22 protein-coding genes and 1 tRNA gene are annotated in these 15,611 nt (G+C 58.4%); 19 read left to right on the top strand and 4 right to left on the bottom strand.

Features of this window, described 5'->3' with window-relative positions; genetic code table 11:
- The first annotated feature begins 10 nt into the window (after positions 1-10).
- From hisC to tatC, 11 genes are all read left to right on the top strand, one after another.
- Complete coding sequence (gene hisC / locus ACK4FF_RS03395; protein ID WP_409704598.1) at positions 11-1,102, top strand: histidinol-phosphate transaminase; 1,092 nt, start codon at positions 11-13, stop codon at positions 1,100-1,102.
- Positions 1,103-1,124: 22 nt separating this feature from the next.
- Positions 1,125-1,712: an imidazoleglycerol-phosphate dehydratase HisB gene (gene hisB, locus ACK4FF_RS03400; protein WP_409704600.1), complete on the top strand. Its 588-nt coding sequence runs from the start codon at positions 1,125-1,127 to the stop codon at positions 1,710-1,712.
- A complete protein-coding gene (gene hisH / locus ACK4FF_RS03405; RefSeq protein WP_409704602.1) occupies positions 1,709-2,341 on the top strand; it encodes an imidazole glycerol phosphate synthase subunit HisH in 633 nt (210 codons plus the stop codon). The genes hisB and hisH overlap by 4 nt, the downstream gene beginning before the upstream one ends.
- 48 nt (positions 2,342-2,389) lie before the next feature.
- Positions 2,390-3,139 (top strand): 1-(5-phosphoribosyl)-5-[(5-phosphoribosylamino)methylideneamino]imidazole-4-carboxamide isomerase, encoded by a 750-nt coding sequence (gene hisA / locus ACK4FF_RS03410; RefSeq protein ID WP_409704604.1) that lies wholly within the window; start codon positions 2,390-2,392, stop codon positions 3,137-3,139.
- Positions 3,140-3,904 carry an imidazole glycerol phosphate synthase subunit HisF gene (gene hisF / locus ACK4FF_RS03415; protein ID WP_409704606.1) on the top strand — a complete coding sequence of 255 codons (765 nt, stop codon included), beginning with the start codon at positions 3,140-3,142 and terminating at the stop codon, positions 3,902-3,904.
- A 2-nt stretch (positions 3,905-3,906) separates the two neighbouring features.
- Positions 3,907-4,326 (top strand): phosphoribosyl-AMP cyclohydrolase, encoded by a 420-nt coding sequence (gene hisI / locus ACK4FF_RS03420; RefSeq protein ID WP_409704608.1) that lies wholly within the window; start codon positions 3,907-3,909, stop codon positions 4,324-4,326.
- Between the two features lie 7 nt (positions 4,327-4,333).
- On the top strand, positions 4,334-4,669 hold the full coding sequence (locus tag ACK4FF_RS03425) for a phosphoribosyl-ATP diphosphatase (protein ID WP_409704610.1): 336 nt from the start codon (positions 4,334-4,336) through the stop codon (positions 4,667-4,669).
- A 61-nt stretch (positions 4,670-4,730) separates the two neighbouring features.
- On the top strand, positions 4,731-5,084 hold the full coding sequence (locus ACK4FF_RS03430; RefSeq protein ID WP_409704612.1) for a histidine triad nucleotide-binding protein: 354 nt from the start codon (positions 4,731-4,733) through the stop codon (positions 5,082-5,084).
- A gap of 55 nt (positions 5,085-5,139) precedes the next feature.
- Complete coding sequence (tatA, locus tag ACK4FF_RS03435) at positions 5,140-5,373, top strand: Sec-independent protein translocase subunit TatA (RefSeq protein WP_409704614.1); 234 nt, start codon at positions 5,140-5,142, stop codon at positions 5,371-5,373.
- 73 nt (positions 5,374-5,446) lie between these two features.
- Positions 5,447-5,860: a Sec-independent protein translocase protein TatB gene (tatB, locus tag ACK4FF_RS03440; RefSeq protein ID WP_409704616.1), complete on the top strand. Its 414-nt coding sequence runs from the start codon at positions 5,447-5,449 to the stop codon at positions 5,858-5,860.
- 20 nt (positions 5,861-5,880) lie between these two features.
- Positions 5,881-6,624 (top strand): twin-arginine translocase subunit TatC, encoded by a 744-nt coding sequence (gene tatC / locus ACK4FF_RS03445; RefSeq protein WP_409704618.1) that lies wholly within the window; start codon positions 5,881-5,883, stop codon positions 6,622-6,624.
- A 14-nt stretch (positions 6,625-6,638) separates the two neighbouring features.
- On the opposite strand, the gene ACK4FF_RS03450 is transcribed toward tatC, so the two are convergent.
- Positions 6,639-7,784, bottom strand: coding sequence for a Do family serine endopeptidase (locus tag ACK4FF_RS03450; RefSeq protein ID WP_409704620.1), 1,146 nt, complete (start codon positions 7,782-7,784; stop codon positions 6,639-6,641).
- Between the two features lie 25 nt (positions 7,785-7,809).
- Between ACK4FF_RS03450 and ACK4FF_RS03455 the strand changes: the two genes are divergently transcribed.
- From ACK4FF_RS03455 to ACK4FF_RS03490, 8 genes are all read left to right on the top strand, one after another.
- Positions 7,810-8,571, top strand: coding sequence for a Nif3-like dinuclear metal center hexameric protein (locus tag ACK4FF_RS03455; protein ID WP_409704622.1), 762 nt, complete (start codon positions 7,810-7,812; stop codon positions 8,569-8,571).
- Between the two features lie 224 nt (positions 8,572-8,795).
- A complete protein-coding gene (petA, locus tag ACK4FF_RS03460) occupies positions 8,796-9,401 on the top strand; it encodes a ubiquinol-cytochrome c reductase iron-sulfur subunit (RefSeq protein WP_409704624.1) in 606 nt (201 codons plus the stop codon).
- A gap of 13 nt (positions 9,402-9,414) precedes the next feature.
- Positions 9,415-10,680 carry a cytochrome b gene (locus tag ACK4FF_RS03465; protein ID WP_409704626.1) on the top strand — a complete coding sequence of 422 codons (1,266 nt, stop codon included), beginning with the start codon at positions 9,415-9,417 and terminating at the stop codon, positions 10,678-10,680.
- 26 nt (positions 10,681-10,706) lie between these two features.
- Positions 10,707-11,471 (top strand): cytochrome c1, encoded by a 765-nt coding sequence (locus ACK4FF_RS03470; RefSeq protein ID WP_409704628.1) that lies wholly within the window; start codon positions 10,707-10,709, stop codon positions 11,469-11,471.
- A gap of 73 nt (positions 11,472-11,544) precedes the next feature.
- Positions 11,545-12,147 (top strand): glutathione S-transferase N-terminal domain-containing protein, encoded by a 603-nt coding sequence (locus ACK4FF_RS03475; RefSeq protein ID WP_409704630.1) that lies wholly within the window; start codon positions 11,545-11,547, stop codon positions 12,145-12,147.
- A gap of 32 nt (positions 12,148-12,179) precedes the next feature.
- A complete protein-coding gene (locus ACK4FF_RS03480; RefSeq protein WP_409704632.1) occupies positions 12,180-12,722 on the top strand; it encodes a ClpXP protease specificity-enhancing factor in 543 nt (180 codons plus the stop codon).
- Between the two features lie 13 nt (positions 12,723-12,735).
- Positions 12,736-12,811 (top strand) — tRNA-Thr (locus tag ACK4FF_RS03485).
- A 9-nt stretch (positions 12,812-12,820) separates the two neighbouring features.
- Positions 12,821-13,690: a class I SAM-dependent methyltransferase gene (locus ACK4FF_RS03490; RefSeq protein ID WP_409704634.1), complete on the top strand. Its 870-nt coding sequence runs from the start codon at positions 12,821-12,823 to the stop codon at positions 13,688-13,690.
- Here the strand turns inward: ACK4FF_RS03490 and ACK4FF_RS03495 are convergent.
- The 3 genes from ACK4FF_RS03495 to prmC form a co-directional block, all read right to left on the bottom strand.
- Positions 13,687-14,301 carry a UbiX family flavin prenyltransferase gene (locus tag ACK4FF_RS03495; RefSeq protein WP_409704636.1) on the bottom strand — a complete coding sequence of 205 codons (615 nt, stop codon included), beginning with the start codon at positions 14,299-14,301 and terminating at the stop codon, positions 13,687-13,689. The genes ACK4FF_RS03490 and ACK4FF_RS03495 overlap by 4 nt on opposite strands.
- Positions 14,302-14,318: 17 nt before the next feature.
- Entirely contained in the window at positions 14,319-14,648 is a 330-nt protein-coding gene (gene grxD / locus ACK4FF_RS03500) for a Grx4 family monothiol glutaredoxin (protein ID WP_409704638.1), read from the bottom strand.
- A 70-nt stretch (positions 14,649-14,718) separates the two neighbouring features.
- Positions 14,719-15,603 carry a peptide chain release factor N(5)-glutamine methyltransferase gene (gene prmC / locus ACK4FF_RS03505; RefSeq protein WP_409704640.1) on the bottom strand — a complete coding sequence of 295 codons (885 nt, stop codon included), beginning with the start codon at positions 15,601-15,603 and terminating at the stop codon, positions 14,719-14,721.
- Between the last annotated feature and the right edge of the window lie 8 nt (positions 15,604-15,611).

Genomic DNA, 15,611 nt, shown 5'->3' on the forward strand with positions numbered 1-15,611 from the left:
GAAAAACCTCATGCGTAAAACCGTTCGCGCCGATGTCCAGGCCACACAGGCCTACGTGGTGGCCGATGCCAAAGGCATGGTCAAGCTGGACGCGATGGAAAACCCCATGACGCTGCCTGCCGAATTGCAGGAAGCACTGGCCCGCGAACTGGCTGCCGCCAGCCTGAACCGTTACCCAGAGCCCAAAGCGCTGGCGCTTGAGCAGGCCCTGCGCGCCGCGTCGGCCATTCCCAAGGCAGCCCACGTCATTTTTGGCAACGGTTCGGACGAGCTCATCGACCTCATTATTCGGGCCTGTTGCATGCCCGGGGATGTGGTCATGTCACCCGTGCCCACCTTTGTCATGTACGCGGTTTACAGTCAGTGGAGCCACGCCCAGTTTGTGGGGGTGAACCTCAATCCCGACTTCAGCCTGGACATGCCGGCCTTGCTCAAGGCCATCTCCACGCACAAGCCCAAAGTGGTGTTTCTGGCTTACCCCAACAACCCCACTGGTGTGGCCCTGCGTGAAGCGGAGATTGTGCAGGTCATTGAAGCTGCGCCCGGCTTGGTGGTGGTGGACGAAGCCTACGAAGCCTTTGCCAGCGCCTCGTTCATGGCCCGCGTGCTGGAGTTTCCGAATGTGCTCGTGCTGCGCACTTTTTCCAAATTGGGCCTGGCCGGTGTGCGGCTGGGTTACGCCGTGGCCAGCAAACAGTGGGTGGAGCAGATCGACAAGGTCCGCCCGCCGTACAATGTCAACGTGTTGACTCGTGTGGCTGTGCAGTTTGCCTTGACTCACTTTGAGGTGTTGGCCGGCCAGGCTGAACAGCTCAAGCGCAACAGGCTGGCACTGACCGAAGCACTCAGGGCGTTGAAAACCCCGTCTGGGTCATTGCAAGTGTTTGATTCTTGCGCCAATTTTGTGCTTTTCCGCATTGACGGGGCTGCTGAAGTCTTTGAGGGATTGAAAAAGCGCGGTATCTTGGTTAAGTACGTGGGCAAAGCCCATGCGCTGCTGGCCGACTGCCTGCGTGTCACCGTCAGTACCCAACAGGAAAATACGCAGTTTTTGAATGCTTTGACCAACATCATCGACGAGATGGCACCCAAGGCCGCGTGAGAACCACCGGCCAACACACATCATGAGAACCGCAGAAGTCACTCGCAATACCCTGGAAACCCAGATCACCGTGAAGGTCAACCTGGACGGCACCGGTCAGCGCCACCTGGACACCGGTGTGCCCTTTCTGGACCACATGCTGGACCAGATTGCCCGCCACGGCCTGATCGACCTGCACATCGAAGCCAAGGGCGACTTGCACATTGATGCGCACCACACGGTCGAGGACACCGGTATTACCCTGGGCATGGCCTTTGCGCAGGCGTTGGGTGACAAAAAAGGCATAGTTCGCTACGGGCACAGCTATGTGCCTTTGGACGAGGCGTTGTCCCGCGTGGTGGTGGACCTGTCGGGCCGCCCCGGTCTGCACATGGATGTGGACTACACCCGAGCCATGATCGGCCAGTTCGATGTGGACCTGAGCTTTGAATTCTTCCAGGGCTTCGTGAACCACGCCCTGTGTACCCTGCACATCGACAACCTCAAAGGCAAAAACGCCCACCACCAGTGCGAAACCATCTTCAAGGCTTTCGGACGTGCCCTGCGCATGGCCGTTGCCCATGATGAGCGCCAACAGGGCGTAATCCCCAGCACCAAGGGCGCGTTGTGAGCCTTGTTGCAGTGGTCGACTACGGCATGGGTAACCTTCGATCGGTTGCCCAGGCCCTGTCGCATGTGAAACAGGACGGGCAGGAAATCCGAATCACCACCGACCCCGCAGTGATTGACCAAGCCGACCGCGTGGTGCTGCCGGGCCAAGGGGCCATGCCTGATTGCATGAGGGCCATCCGTGAGTCCGGCGTTCTCGACGCCGTTTTGCGGGCAGCGGCCAGCAAACCCCTGTTTGGCGTGTGCGTGGGTGAGCAAATGTTGCTCGAGCGCAGCCACGAAGGCCCCGCCGACAGCCTGGGTCTGTTTGAAGGCGAAGTCATCCGCTTTAACCCCGCCTTGACAACCGCCCGTGGCCTGAAAGTGCCGCACATGGGCTGGAACCGGGTCTACCGAGCCAAGCCCCACAGCCTGTGGGATGGCATCGACGACGGGGCCTGGTTCTACTTCGTGCACAGCTACCATGCCCAGCCCGTGAATGCCGCCGATATTGCTGCCCAGTCAGACTACGGCCTGCGCTTTACCTGCGCCATTGCACGGGATAACATCTTTGCAACACAGTTCCATCCTGAGAAAAGCGCGCACGACGGTTTGCGCCTGTACGCCAACTTTCTCAAGTGGAACCCCTGAACGGCCTTTGAAGCCCAACTTTCACCCAGCCCCATCGAAGACAGTGTCATGTTACTCATCCCAGCGATCGACCTGAAAGACGGTCAGTGTGTACGCCTCAAGCAGGGCAATATGGACGACCCCACCGTATTTTCGGCCGACCCGGTCGAGATGGCGATGAAATGGGTCGAGGCTGGCGCCCGCAGGCTGCATTTGGTGGACCTGAATGGGGCGGTGGCTGGCAAGCCGGTGAACGAGGGTGTCATCATCGACATTCTTGATGCCGTAGGCGGTCGCATTCCTGTGCAACTGGGTGGCGGTATTCGTGACCTTGACACCATCGAACGTTACCTCGACGACGGCCTGAGCTACGTCATCATCGGCACGGCGGCCGTCAAGAACCCCGGTTTCCTGCACGACGCTTGTGGGGCCTTCCCGGGGCAAATCATTGTGGGCCTGGACGCCAAGGACGGCAAAGTGGCCACCGACGGCTGGAGTAAAATCTCTGGCCACGATGTGGTGGACCTGGCCCTGAAGTATGAAAACTATGGCGTTGAAGCCATCATTTACACCGACATCGGCCGCGACGGCATGTTGGGCGGCGTCAACATTGAAGCCACGGTGAAGCTGGCCAATTCCTTGACGATCCCCGTGATCGCCTCGGGCGGCATCACCAACCTCGACGACGTGCGCAAGCTGTGCGCTGTGGAACACGAAGGCATCTCCGGCGCCATTTGTGGGCGTTCCATCTACGAAGGCACGCTGGATTTTGCACAAGGCCAAGCCTTGGCTGACGAATTGAACGGGCGTACCGACTAAATGCTCGCCAGCCGCATTATTCCTTGCCTGGACGTCACGGCAGGCCGTGTCGTCAAAGGCGTGAATTTCGTTGAACTGCGCGACGCAGGCGACCCGGTTGAAATTGCCCGCCGCTACGACGAGCAGGGTGCCGATGAACTGACCTTTCTTGACATCACCGCCTCCAGCGACCAACGCGACATCATTCTTTACGTGATTGAGGCTGTCGCCTCGCAGGTGTTCATTCCCCTGACCGTGGGCGGTGGGGTGCGCAAAGTCGAAGACGTGCGCCGTTTGCTCAATGCCGGGGCCGACAAAATCAGCATCAACACCTCCGCAGTGACCAACCCCGACCTGGTCAGCGATGCCACAGCCAAGTACGGTTCGCAGTGCATCGTGGTGGCCATCGACGCCAAGGCCAAAGCCAATGGCGAACCCGGTTGGGAGGTGTACACCCACGGTGGGCGCAACCCAACGGGCCTGGACGCCGTGGAATGGGCCCGCAACATGCAGGCCCGGGGTGCCGGAGAAATTCTGCTGACCAGCATGGACCGCGATGGCACCAAAATCGGCTTTAACCTGCCACTCACCCGCGCCGTGGCGGACGCCGTGGACATTCCCGTGATTGCCTCCGGCGGTGTGGGCAACCTCGACCACCTGGTGGACGGCGTGCTGCAAGGCCACGCCAGTGCGGTGTTGGCGGCCAGCATCTTCCATTACGGCGAATACACCGTGCAAGAGGCCAAAGCCCGCATGGCGCAGGCCGGCATTGTGGTCAGGCGCTGATCATGAGCAAAGACGTCCTCATCACCGACAACTGGATGGACAGCGTGGCCTTCGATGACAAAGGCCTGGTCAACGTGGTGGCACAAGACCACCTCACCAAACGGGTGCTCATGGTGGCCTGGATGAACCGGGAGGCGTTGGAAATTACGGCAGCCACCCGCATGGCAACGTATTTTTCACGTTCGCGTGGCAAACTCTGGCACAAAGGCGAAGAAAGCGGCAATCAGCAGAAGGTTCATGAGATTCGGCTGGATTGCGACGGCGATGTCATCATCCTGATGGTTGAACAGATTGGCGGTGTGGCTTGCCACACCGGCCGTGAAAGCTGCTTTTACTACGCGCTTGAAGGGGATACGCCGCGTTGGGTTGCCAAAGACCCGGTGCTCAAAGACCCCGCCCAGATGTACAAGAAAACCACCTGAGATTGACATGACTGCAAGCACGCCCAACTCTGCCGACCTTCTGGCCCGCCTCACCGAGGTGCTGGAAGAGCGCAAGAAGGCTGACCCGGACAGCTCGTATGTGGCCAAGCTGCACAGCAAAGGGCAGGACGCCATCCTGAAAAAGGTGGGCGAAGAGGCCTGCGAGCTGGTGATGGCCTCCAAAGACCAAGACCCCGCCAAAGTGATTTATGAAACCGCTGACCTGTGGTTTCACAGCATGGTGGCTTTGTCGTGGCATGGCCTGTCAGTGGCCGACGTGCTGGCCGAACTGGACCGCCGTATGGGCCTGTCAGGCCTCGTGGAAAAAGCCAGTCGCCAATAAGCCAGCAACGCCACACTGGGCAACACACAACACCGGCCTTTTGCGCCATCGGGAGTGAGCCATGAGCACCAACTGTATTTTCTGCAAGATCATTGCAGGGGAAATCCCCAGCAGAAAAGTCTACGAGGATGAGGATATCCTTGCCTTTCACGACATCAATCCGGCGGCGCCCGTGCATTTTCTGATCATTCCGAAAAAGCATATCCCCACCCTGGCTGACGCAACACCGGAAGACATCCCGGTGCTGGGCAAGATCATGGCGATGGCGGGCAAGCTGGCCAAACAGGAAGGGTGTGACGATGGTTTCAGGACCATTGTCAACACCGGGCGTGTCGGCTGTCAGGAGGTGTATCATCTTCATGTACACATTCTGGGTGGCACGCAACCCTTGGGGCCCATGCTGGTCAAACACTGACCGGTGGCGGGCACCACCCCAAACCACACAGACACAATTATTCGAGGAGTGAATCATGGGTTCTTTCAGCATCTGGCACTGGTTGATTGTGCTGGTCATCGTCATGCTGGTGTTTGGTACCAAGAAGCTGCGCAACATTGGGTCCGACCTGGGCGGTGCAGTGAAGGGTTTCAAAGAAGGCATGAAAGACGGCTCGGGCGAAGCCAAAACCGACACGGCCAAGATTGCCGATGCAGGGGCTACCCAATCCACCAACACCATTGATGTGGATGCCAAGGAAAAGCGCTGACCCCAGCAGGCCTGCCGTATAACCCACACGCCCCGACTCGACTCGGGGCTGGTTTTTTCAATGGTCGTGGATCATGTTTGACGTTGGTTTCTCGGAAATGATGGTGATTGCGGTCGTGGCCCTGGTGGTCATTGGCCCGGAGAAATTGCCACGTGTGGCCCGCACTGTGGGCCACTTGATGGGGCGCGCTCAGCGCTACGTCAACGATGTGAAAACCGAGATCAACCGCGAAATGGAAATTGAAGAGCTGCGCAAGTTGCAGGCCGAAATGCAAGACGCCGCCCGCAAAGTGGAGAGCGATGTGCAAACCACGCTGCGCGATGCTGAATCCACCGTGAATGAGCAGGTTCACAAAATTGAACAGGATGTGGCCGAGATGGAGCATGCCTTTGAGGCCGGTGCTTCGCCTGCACCCACTTCGGCGCCAGCCCAATTGCCGGTAGAGCCCGCCGTTGCGGCCAACCCCGAGTCGCCTTCCAAGGCCTGAGCCGCACCCCGACACACACCATGAGTCAAGAAGAGAATTTTGTAAGCCACTTGGTTGAATTGCGAGACAGGTTGCTGCGCGCGGCGGCCGGTTTTGCGGTGGCGTTCATCATTTTGATGATTTACCCCGGTGCTGCCGCCATTTTTGATTTTCTGGCCCTGCCGATTCAATCTGCCTTGCCCGAAGGCACCAAGATGATTGCAACCGGCGTGATCACCCCGTTCATGGTGCCCATCAAGCTCACGGGCATGGTGGCTTTTGTGGTGGCCTTGCCGGTCATTCTGTATCAGGTGTGGGCATTTGTTGCACCTGGCCTGTATCAGCATGAAAAGAAGATGGCGCTGCCCATCATCGTGTCCAGCACCTTGTTGTTTTTGGGTGGCGTGGCCTTTTGCCATTTCATCGTGTTTGGCAAGGTGTTTGCATTCATCAACGAATTCGCACCCAGCAGCATCACCCCGGCACCGGACATTGAGGCCTACATGAGCTTTGTGCTCACCATGTTCATGGCCTTTGGCGTCACTTTTGAAGTGCCCATTGTGGTGGTGGTTTTGGTGTATATGGGCGTGGTCACCGTTGAAAAGCTGGTGGACATTCGCGGTTATGTGATTGTGGCGGCCTTTGTGATTGCCGCCATCGTGACACCGCCCGACGTGATGTCTCAACTGTTCCTGGCCATTCCCATTTGTGTACTGTACGAAGCGGGCATCATCGCGGCCCGCTTGGTGGGCAAAAAGCGGCAGGACATCATCGAGCCGAACTGAATCGGCTCGACGTTTTACTTCTTCAAAAAATCCCCCGGCTTGGGCCTCACGCCAATTTCAATGGTCAGTGAGGTTTTCTTGCCGTCTCGCATCAGGGTCACCGGCTTTTTGTCGCCGGGCTGACAGGCTGCAATCAGGTTCAGCATTTGGGTGGTGTCGCGAATGGCTTGCTTGTCGATGGTCAGCAGAATGTCGCCCACCTTCAGCCCGGCTTTGTCCGCAGGCCCGTCTTTCACAATGCCTGCAATGATCACGCCTTCCTGTTGGGGCAGGTTGAAGGCCTTGGCCAATTCCTCGGTGATGTTTTGTTGTTCAACGCCGATGTAACCCCGGGTGACCACGCCGTTCTTGATGATCTGCCCCAGCACGTTCTGGACAGTTTTGGCCGGAATGGCAAAGCCAATCCCCAGCGACCCCCCGGTACGGCTGTAAATGGCGGTGTTGATGCCCAAAAGGCGCCCTGCGGTGTCCACCAAGGCGCCACCCGAGTTACCGGGGTTGATGGCCGCGTCGGTCTGAATGAAATTCTCGAAGGTATTGATGCCCACGTGGTTGCGGCCCAGCGCGCTGACAATACCCATGGTCACCGTTTGCCCCACACCGAAGGGGTTGCCCATCGCCAGCACCACATCGCCCACCCGCACCCCATCTTCGTGGGCGAATTTCACCACAGGCAAGTCGGGCAGGGTAATGCGCAACACGGCCAAGTCGGTTTCCGGGTCGGTGCCCACCAGTTCGGCTTTGGCTGTTCGGCCATCGTTCAAGCCCACCTCGATGGATTCGGCTTCGTCCACCACGTGCTGATTGGTCACCACATATCCGTCGGCGCTGACAATCACGCCGGAACCGAGGCTGGACGCCGGGTCTTCATCGCCAAAACCATCTTCCCCTTCGTCGCCGAAAAACTTGCGGATTTCCGGGTCTTCAAAGAAGGGGTGCTTGGCGGCGTTGCCTGCTTTCGAGGTGTAAATGTTGACCACCGCAGGCATGGCTGCTTCCACCGCTTTGCGATACCCCAGCACACCCTGGGTGTTCAGCCCTCCTGCCGGGGCCTTTAGCCACTGGGGGGTCCATTCCGGGCGTAACACGTCGGTGATGAAATACAATGCCAGCAATACGGCCAGCGTTTGGCTAAACGTCAGCCACAGTTTCTTGATCATGTTGCCTGCGTGGAAGGGGTTAGTTGTGAACACCGTTGATCGTGATGCGTTGGAGCGGGAACTGGCATTGCTGCTGGAGCCCGCACGTGTGCAAGATTATTGCCCAAATGGTCTTCAGGTGGAAGGCAAGTCGCAGATCCGCCGCATCGTCACCGGCGTGACGGCCTCCGCAGCCCTCATCGACCTGGCGGTGGCCCGTGGCGCCGATGCCATTCTTGTTCACCATGGGCTGATGTGGAAAGGTGACCCTCAGGTGTTGAAGGGCTTTCGCAAGGCGCGTATGGAAGCAGTATTGCGGGCCGGACTGAATGTGTTTGCCTACCACCTGCCGCTGGACAAACACCCGGAGCTGGGTAACAACATTCAATTGGGTGCCATGTTGGGTTGGCCCACCGACCGGGTGGTGGGTGACAAAGGGTTGGTCCACATCGGCGCACTGGCTCAGGCTCAGCCATTGGGCAGCTTGGCCGATGGGGTGTCGAAGGTCCTTGGGCGGCCGGTCCAACTGGAAGGGGTGACCGACCCACAGCGCATGATCAGTACGGTGGCTTGGTGCACCGGCGGCGCACCCGGTTATGTGGAGGAGGCCGCATTGGCCGGGGCAGACCTGTACTTGACTGGCGAGTTGTCCGAGCCCGCGGTGCATGTGGCCCGGGAATGTGGGCTCACCTTGGCTGGCGCCGGGCATCATGCCACCGAGCGATGCGGCGTTCAGGCCTTGGGGCGTTGGGTGGCAGCGCGTTTTGGCGTGGAGGTGGAGTTCCACGACCTGTTTGTGGCCGTGTAGCCCTTGCGGTGCTAGCGCACCGGGGTTCATTTTTGGCTTGAATTGTCACGAAATTCTCTTGAGGAAGTGTTCTAGTTTGAAAACTGCTGAGTTACAATCGTAGGTTGCATAAGCCACCCAAAGTGGTGTGTGCCCGGAGCAGTCCGTCCACTCAAGCCAGCAGGTTTCTGGGCGGAACGGGTTCAAAAGGGATGTGATACGCATATTTTTCGGGGTTATTCTTGATGAGCGACAATCAGGCAGTAGACAAAGAACGGCGCGTTTGGATGATCGCGTGCGGTGCTGCAGGTGGCGTAGCCGCTGCAGCCACTGGCGGGGCATTTTTGACGACACTGGCCCCTTCCGAGCGGGCCAAGGCAGCCGGTGCACCGGTGGAGTTGGACATTGCCGACCTGAAGCCCGGTGAGATGAAAACCGTGGAATGGCGCGGACAACCCGTATGGGTCATTCGCCGCAGCGAGCAGCAGGTGTCTGAACTGGCCGCGCTGGATGCGCAACTGGCCGACCCCAATTCAGAGCGTAACCCCAAAGAACTGACGCCTGAATACGCCCGCAACACCTACCGGTCCATCAAGCCTGAATTTCTGGTTGCCGTGGGCATTTGCTCACACCTGGGCTGCTCGCCCACGGCCAAGTTCGATGCGGGCCCCCAGCCCAGCTTGCCCGACGACTGGAAGGGCGGTTTCCTGTGCCCCTGTCATGGCTCGACCTTCGACATGGCTGGCCGGGTGTTTGCCAACAAGCCAGCACCGGACAACCTGAAGGTGCCCCCTCACAAATACCTGTCGGACACCAAGCTGTTGATTGGTGTGGACGAGAACAACGCTTAATCGAGAGGTTCACATGGCTGCTGACAAACAAGTCGAGACGACAGGCCTGTTGGGCTGGATCGACCAGCGTTTCCCGCTGACCTCCACCTACAAGGCGCACCTGTCCGAGTATTACGCGCCCAAAAATTTCAACTTCTGGTATTTCTTTGGGTCACTGGCCCTGCTGGTGCTGGTGATTCAGATCGTGACCGGTATTTTCCTGGTCATGCACTACAAGCCCGACGCCGCCAAGGCCTTCCAGTCGGTTGAGTACATCATGCGCGATGTGCCTTGGGGCTGGTTGGTGCGTTACATGCACTCCACAGGCGCCTCCATGTTCTTCGTGGTGGTTTATCTGCACATGATGCGTGGCCTGATGTACGGCTCGTACCGCAAGCCCCGCGAGCTGGTGTGGATCTTCGGTGTGGCCATTTTCCTGTGTCTGATGGCTGAAGCCTTCATGGGCTACCTGTTGCCTTGGGGCCAAATGTCCTACTGGGGTGCGCAGGTGATTGTGAACCTGTTCACAGCCATTCCCTTCATTGGGCCTGACCTGGGTATCTGGATTCGTGGCGACTATGTGGTGTCTGACGCCACACTGAACCGCTTCTTCTCCTTCCACGTGATTGCCGTACCGCTGGTGCTGTTGGGCTTGGTGGTGGCGCACTTGGTGGCCTTGCATGAAGTGGGTTCCAACAACCCTGACGGTGTGGAAATCAAGGACAAGAAAGACGCCAATGGCGTGCCACTGGACGGCATTCCTTTCCACCCTTACTACACCGTGCACGACATCATGGGTGTGGGTGTGTTCCTGATGGTGTTCTCTGCCATTGTGTTTTTCGCCCCTGAAATGGGCGGTTACTTCCTGGAATACAACAACTTCATTCCGGCTGACCCGCTGAAAACACCCGCCCACATTGCGCCGGTGTGGTACTTCACACCGTTCTATTCGGTGCTGCGTGCCATCACTTACCCGTTCCTGGGTGTGGATGCCAAGCTGTGGGGTGTGATCGCCATGGGTGGTGCGGTGGTCATTCTGTTCTTCCTGCCCTGGCTGGACAAAAGCCCGGTCAAGTCGATCCGTTACCGTCCAACCCTGCACAAAATCATCTACGGCGTGTTCATTGTGTCGTTCCTGATTCTGGGTTATCTGGGTGTTCAGCCACCGTCACCTGTTGGCGAGAAGGTTTCCCAGTTGTGCACGCTGATTTACTTCGCGTTTTTCCTGGCCATGCCATGGTGGTCCAAGAAGGGGCAGTTCAAGCCCGTTCCCGACCGTGTCACGTTCGAAGCGCATTGATGCTGGCCGCAGAAGGAAACTGAGGAATGAAAACAATGAAAAAATTGCTCGCAATGCTGGCACTGCTGCCCACCTTGGTGTTGGCAAGCGGCGGCGGCCACCCGCTGGACAAGGCGCCTGACCTGACCAACGACCTGGCTGCCCTGCAGCGGGGTGCCAAACTGTTTGTGAACTACTGCTTGAATTGCCACGCTGCCGAAAGCATGCGTTACAACCGCTTGGCCAACATCGGCCTGACGGATGAGCAGATCAAGCAGAACCTGCTGTTCGCCTCCGAAAAAGTGGGCGACACCATGACCATCGCCATGGACCCGCAGGATGCCAAGAAATGGTTTGGTGCCACCCCGCCTGACCTGTCCGTGATTGCGCGTTCGCGCGCATCAGGCGCAGGTTCCGGGGCGGATTACCTGTACACCTACCTGCGTACCTATTACAAGGACCCTTCCAAGGCCACAGGCTGGAACAACCTGGCTTTCCCGAACGTGGGCATGCCCCATGTGTTGTGGGAATTGCAGGGTGAGCGCACGGCCAAGTTTGAAGATGTGAAAGACCCGCATGATGAGTCCAAGGTGGTTCATAAATTTGTGGGCTTTGAGCAGGTCAAGCCCGGCACCATGGACGCAGCAGAGTATGATCGCGCCATTGCCGAGTTGACCAGTTTTCTGGTGTACATGGGCGAACCCGCGCGCCACGACCGCATCCGTCTGGGTGTGATTGTGCTGCTGTTCTTCGGTGTGTTCACCATCTTTGCATGGCGCCTGAATGCGGCCTACTGGAAAGACGTAAAATAAGCACGCCTGAAATTGAACTCAAGGCTGGGGCGATGTGTCGCCCCGGCCCTTTTTTGTTTGGGAAGACAACATCATGATGGTTCTTTACTCCGGAACAACCTGCCCGTTCTCACAGCGTTGCCGCTTCGTGCTGCACGAGAAAGGCATGGATTTCGAGATCAAGGACATTGACCTGTTCAATCGCCCTGACGACATCAGCGTCATGAATCCTTATGGCCAGGTGCCGATTCTGGTCGAGCGTGACCTGATTCTGTACGAGTCCAACATCATCAACGAATACATCGATGAGCGTTTCCCTCACCCCCAGTTGATGCCTGCTGACCCGGTGATGCGGGCCCGCACCCGCCTGTTCCTGTTCAATTTTGAGCGCGAACTGTTTCAGCACGTCAGCGTGATTGAGAAGGGGGGTAACCCCAAAGCCATGGAAAAGGCCCGCCTGGCCATCCGTGAGCAGTTGACCCAGTTGTCGCCTGTGTTCCTCAAGAGCAAGTACATGCTGGGCGAAGAGTTTTCCATGCTGGATGTGGCCTTAGCCCCCCTGTTGTGGCGCCTGGAGCATTACGGCATTGAACTGCCGAAGTCGGCTGCTGCACTCATGAAGTACGCTGAGCGTATTTTCGCCAAGCCAGCGTTCATCGACGCCCTGACCCCTTCCGAGAAGGTGATGCGCCGCTAAGGGTGTGTGTTTTTGCTGTATGAGGTGTAGCCGTGACTGAAGAAGTATCCACCAAGCCCTATCTGATCCGTGCCATTCATGAGTGGGCTGTGGACAACGGCTACACGCCATACCTGGCGGTCGCGGTCAATGAGCAGACTCAGGTGCCCCGTGAGTTCGTGAAAGCCGGCGAGATTGTGCTTAACGTGTCGCCGTTTGCCACCAACAAGTTGCAGTTGGGCAATGAGTGGATTGAGTTTGAAGCCCGCTTTGGTGGTGTAGCCCGCAGCATCATGGTGCCCGTGGACCAGGTCAGCGCCATTTATGCCCGTGAAAATGGCCATGGCATGGCGTTTGAGGTGCACAAACCCTTGTCCGAGATTGAGGGTGACGGCAACGAGGCTGTGCAGTTTGTGTTCGATGAGGCCGATGAAGAGGCCTCTGAACCGGCTGAACGCGGTGGCCTTAAGCCCGTCAGTGGTGCAGCGGAACAGTCCGATTCTTTGGTTAGTGTGGTGAAAAGTGAACCCGGTGACGAAAATTCACCGAAAAAACCGGGTCCAAAAGGCAAATCCCACTTGACCCGTGTAAAATAGTGCCTCTTCGCGTGCCGCTTTAGCTCAGTTGGTAGAGCAACCGCCTTGTAAGCGGTAGGTCGTCAGTTCGAATCCGACAAGCGGCACCACTTCCTCCCTTGAAAAAACCAGTCCCTTCCCCCGCTGAAGCGCTCAATCTCAGGCCCGGCCAATCGCTGGAACTGCTGAAGTCCTTGCACATTCTGACCCGCGACGGACAGATCAACCAAGACAGCCGCCGAAAGCTCAAGCAGATCAATCACCTCGTTCAGTTCATTGAACCCATCATCGACGCCATTCGACAAGACACTGGCGGCCCGTTTACCTTGGTTGACCATGGTGCAGGCAAGTCTTATCTGGGCTTCATGCTGTATGACATGGTTCTGAAGGCTAAGCCGGAGGGGGCGTGTGTGGTGGGTGTGGAGACTCGACAGGCCTTGGTGGACACCTCACGCGAACTGGCCACCAAGGCTGGCTTTGCGCAGGGCATGCGCTTTCTGAACATGGCTGTTCAGGACAGTGCGGAGCACCCGGAGCTGCCAGACACCATTCACATGGTGACTGCGCTGCACGCCTGCAACACAGCAACGGACGACGCCATTGCCTTTGGTCTGGCCAAACAGGCACGCGCCATGGCCTTGGTGCCTTGCTGCCAGGCCGAGTTGGCTGAGCGCTTGCGGGCGAGAAAGTCGGGCCAGTTGGGGCGCAGCAGTTTGGTGGAATTGTGGCGACACCCTTTGCACACCCGCGAGTTCGGCAGCCAGTTGACCAATGTGCTGCGGTGTTTGTGGCTGGAATCGCAGGGGTACCAAGTCACGGTGACCGAGCTGGTGGGTTGGGAACACTCCATGAAAAACGAGTTGATCCTCGCCCGCAAACACCAGCGCAGCAACCCCAAGGCTGCCGAACGTTTGAAAGCGTTGCTGCTTGATTTGGGCTTGGGTGAGGATGAGGCGCTGTTGTGCCGCTACGGCTTGGCCCAGGCTTAAAGCCCGTTCCACTGAGGGCGGTTCAGTTCGACCCCTGCTTGGCCCGCCGGGCTGGCCACGGGCGGCAAATTCAACAGTTCAATGGCGTGTTGGGCGGTGTGCGTCACCAGCTCGTCGATGCTTTGCGGGCGTTGATACAGCGCGGGCACCGGGGGCATCACAATGCCGCCCATTTCAGTCACGCTGACCATGTTGCGCAGGTGCGCAAGGTTCAGCGGGGTTTCACGGGGCAGAATGACCAAGCGGCGCCGCTCTTTCAGGCACACGTCTGCTGCGCGGGTGATGAGGTTGTCGGACAAACCCAGTGCGACACCCGCCAAAGTGTGCATGCTGCACGGGGCGATGATCATGCCCTTGGATGGGTAGGAGCCACTGGCAATGCAGTTGCCCACAGCCTTGGGGGAATGCACCACATGGGCCTTGGCCTCCACGGCTTCACGGCCCAAGTCGGTTTCGCTGCTCAGTGTCAGCCAACCTGAAGGGGACACCACCAAGTGCACCTCGGTGTCGCCCCGCGCCCTGAGCAACTCCAGAATCTTCAGGCCATACAAGGTGCCGCTGGCGCCTGTGATGGCGACAGTCACCTGATGGAGAAAGGCTGGGGCTGACATTCGCGGCGTGATTGCTGTCAGGCCTGCTGGCTTTCGTTGGCTTTCGCCACGAGTTGTTGCAGTTCACCGTTCTGGAACATTTCCGTCATGATGTCGCTGCCGCCGATGAATTCACCGTTGATGTACAACTGGGGAATGGTGGGCCAGTTGGCGTATTCCTTGATGCCTTGGCGAATGTCGGCGTCGTCCAGCACATTGACGGTGACCACCTTCTGGGCGTCACAGGCTTTCAGAATCTGGATGGCGCGGCCGGAAAAGCCACACATGGGGAACTGGGCGGTGCCTTTCATGAACAGCACGATGGGGTGGCTGGTGACGGTGTGGTGAATGGTGTCGCGTACGCTCATGGCACTTCCTTCGGTATTGGGTGAGACAAACAATTGAATTGTAATGGAACTGGGGGCGATCCCGGGTGTTTCAAGGGTTTTCACCGCCTTCGGGGGCCAAGTGGGCCATGACCATGCGCGGCGTGCCGGCCAGGTCGTTCAAACCTTGAATCCGGTGGTAGGGGCCTGCCTGAAACAGGGCAATGATGTCGTGCTGTTGGGTGTGGCCATGTTCGACCAACACGGCGCCACCGGGCCGAAGCAGTGTGGGGCTGTGTTCGGCAATGCTGCGGTAAAAATGCAGGCCGTCGCCGAAGTCGGTGAGGGCTTTGGCGGGTTCAAAGCGAAGGTCCCCTTGGGCCAAATGCGGGTCGCCTGCCTCAATGTAGGGTGGGTTGCTGCAGATCAGGTCAAAAGCCAGTGGGGGTGACTGGTTCAACAGGGCTTCAAACAGGTTTGACTGCACAAAACGAACATTCCGCGCACCCAGCGCTTGGGCATTGGCTTGGGCCATGGCCAGTGCATCGGGGCAGATGTCGGTCGCGGTCACTTCAAGAATCGGGTTTTCAAGGGCCAGTGTGATGGCGATGGCACCGCTGCCGCAGCCGATGTCCAGCACGCGGGTCACGAGGTTGCGCTGGCTGGGTTCATGCAGGAAGGCCAGTGCCTGAGTCACCAGTTCCTCGGTTTCAGGCCGGGGAATGAGGACGCTGGGGCTGACTTTGAAGGGGCGTGAATAGAATTCTTTGTAGCCCAGCAGGTAAGCCACGGGCTCGCCTTGTTGGCGGCGGGTGGCCAGGTGCTTGAAGGCGGTGATGGTGTCTGCGGCCAGTGGGTCTTCCCCAAGGCTGACTTGCCGGGCGCGGGTCCAGCCCGTTACTGCTTCAGCCAGAATTCGCAACTCGCTGATGGGCAGGCCGGTTTCACCCGCCGTCAGGCGCAGCAGGGCATTCAAGCTGAGTGAGGTGGGGGGCATGGGTGCGC

This window comes from Limnobacter sp. (assembly GCF_046297615.1).
Classification (GTDB): Bacteria; Pseudomonadota; Gammaproteobacteria; order Burkholderiales; family Burkholderiaceae_B; genus Limnobacter.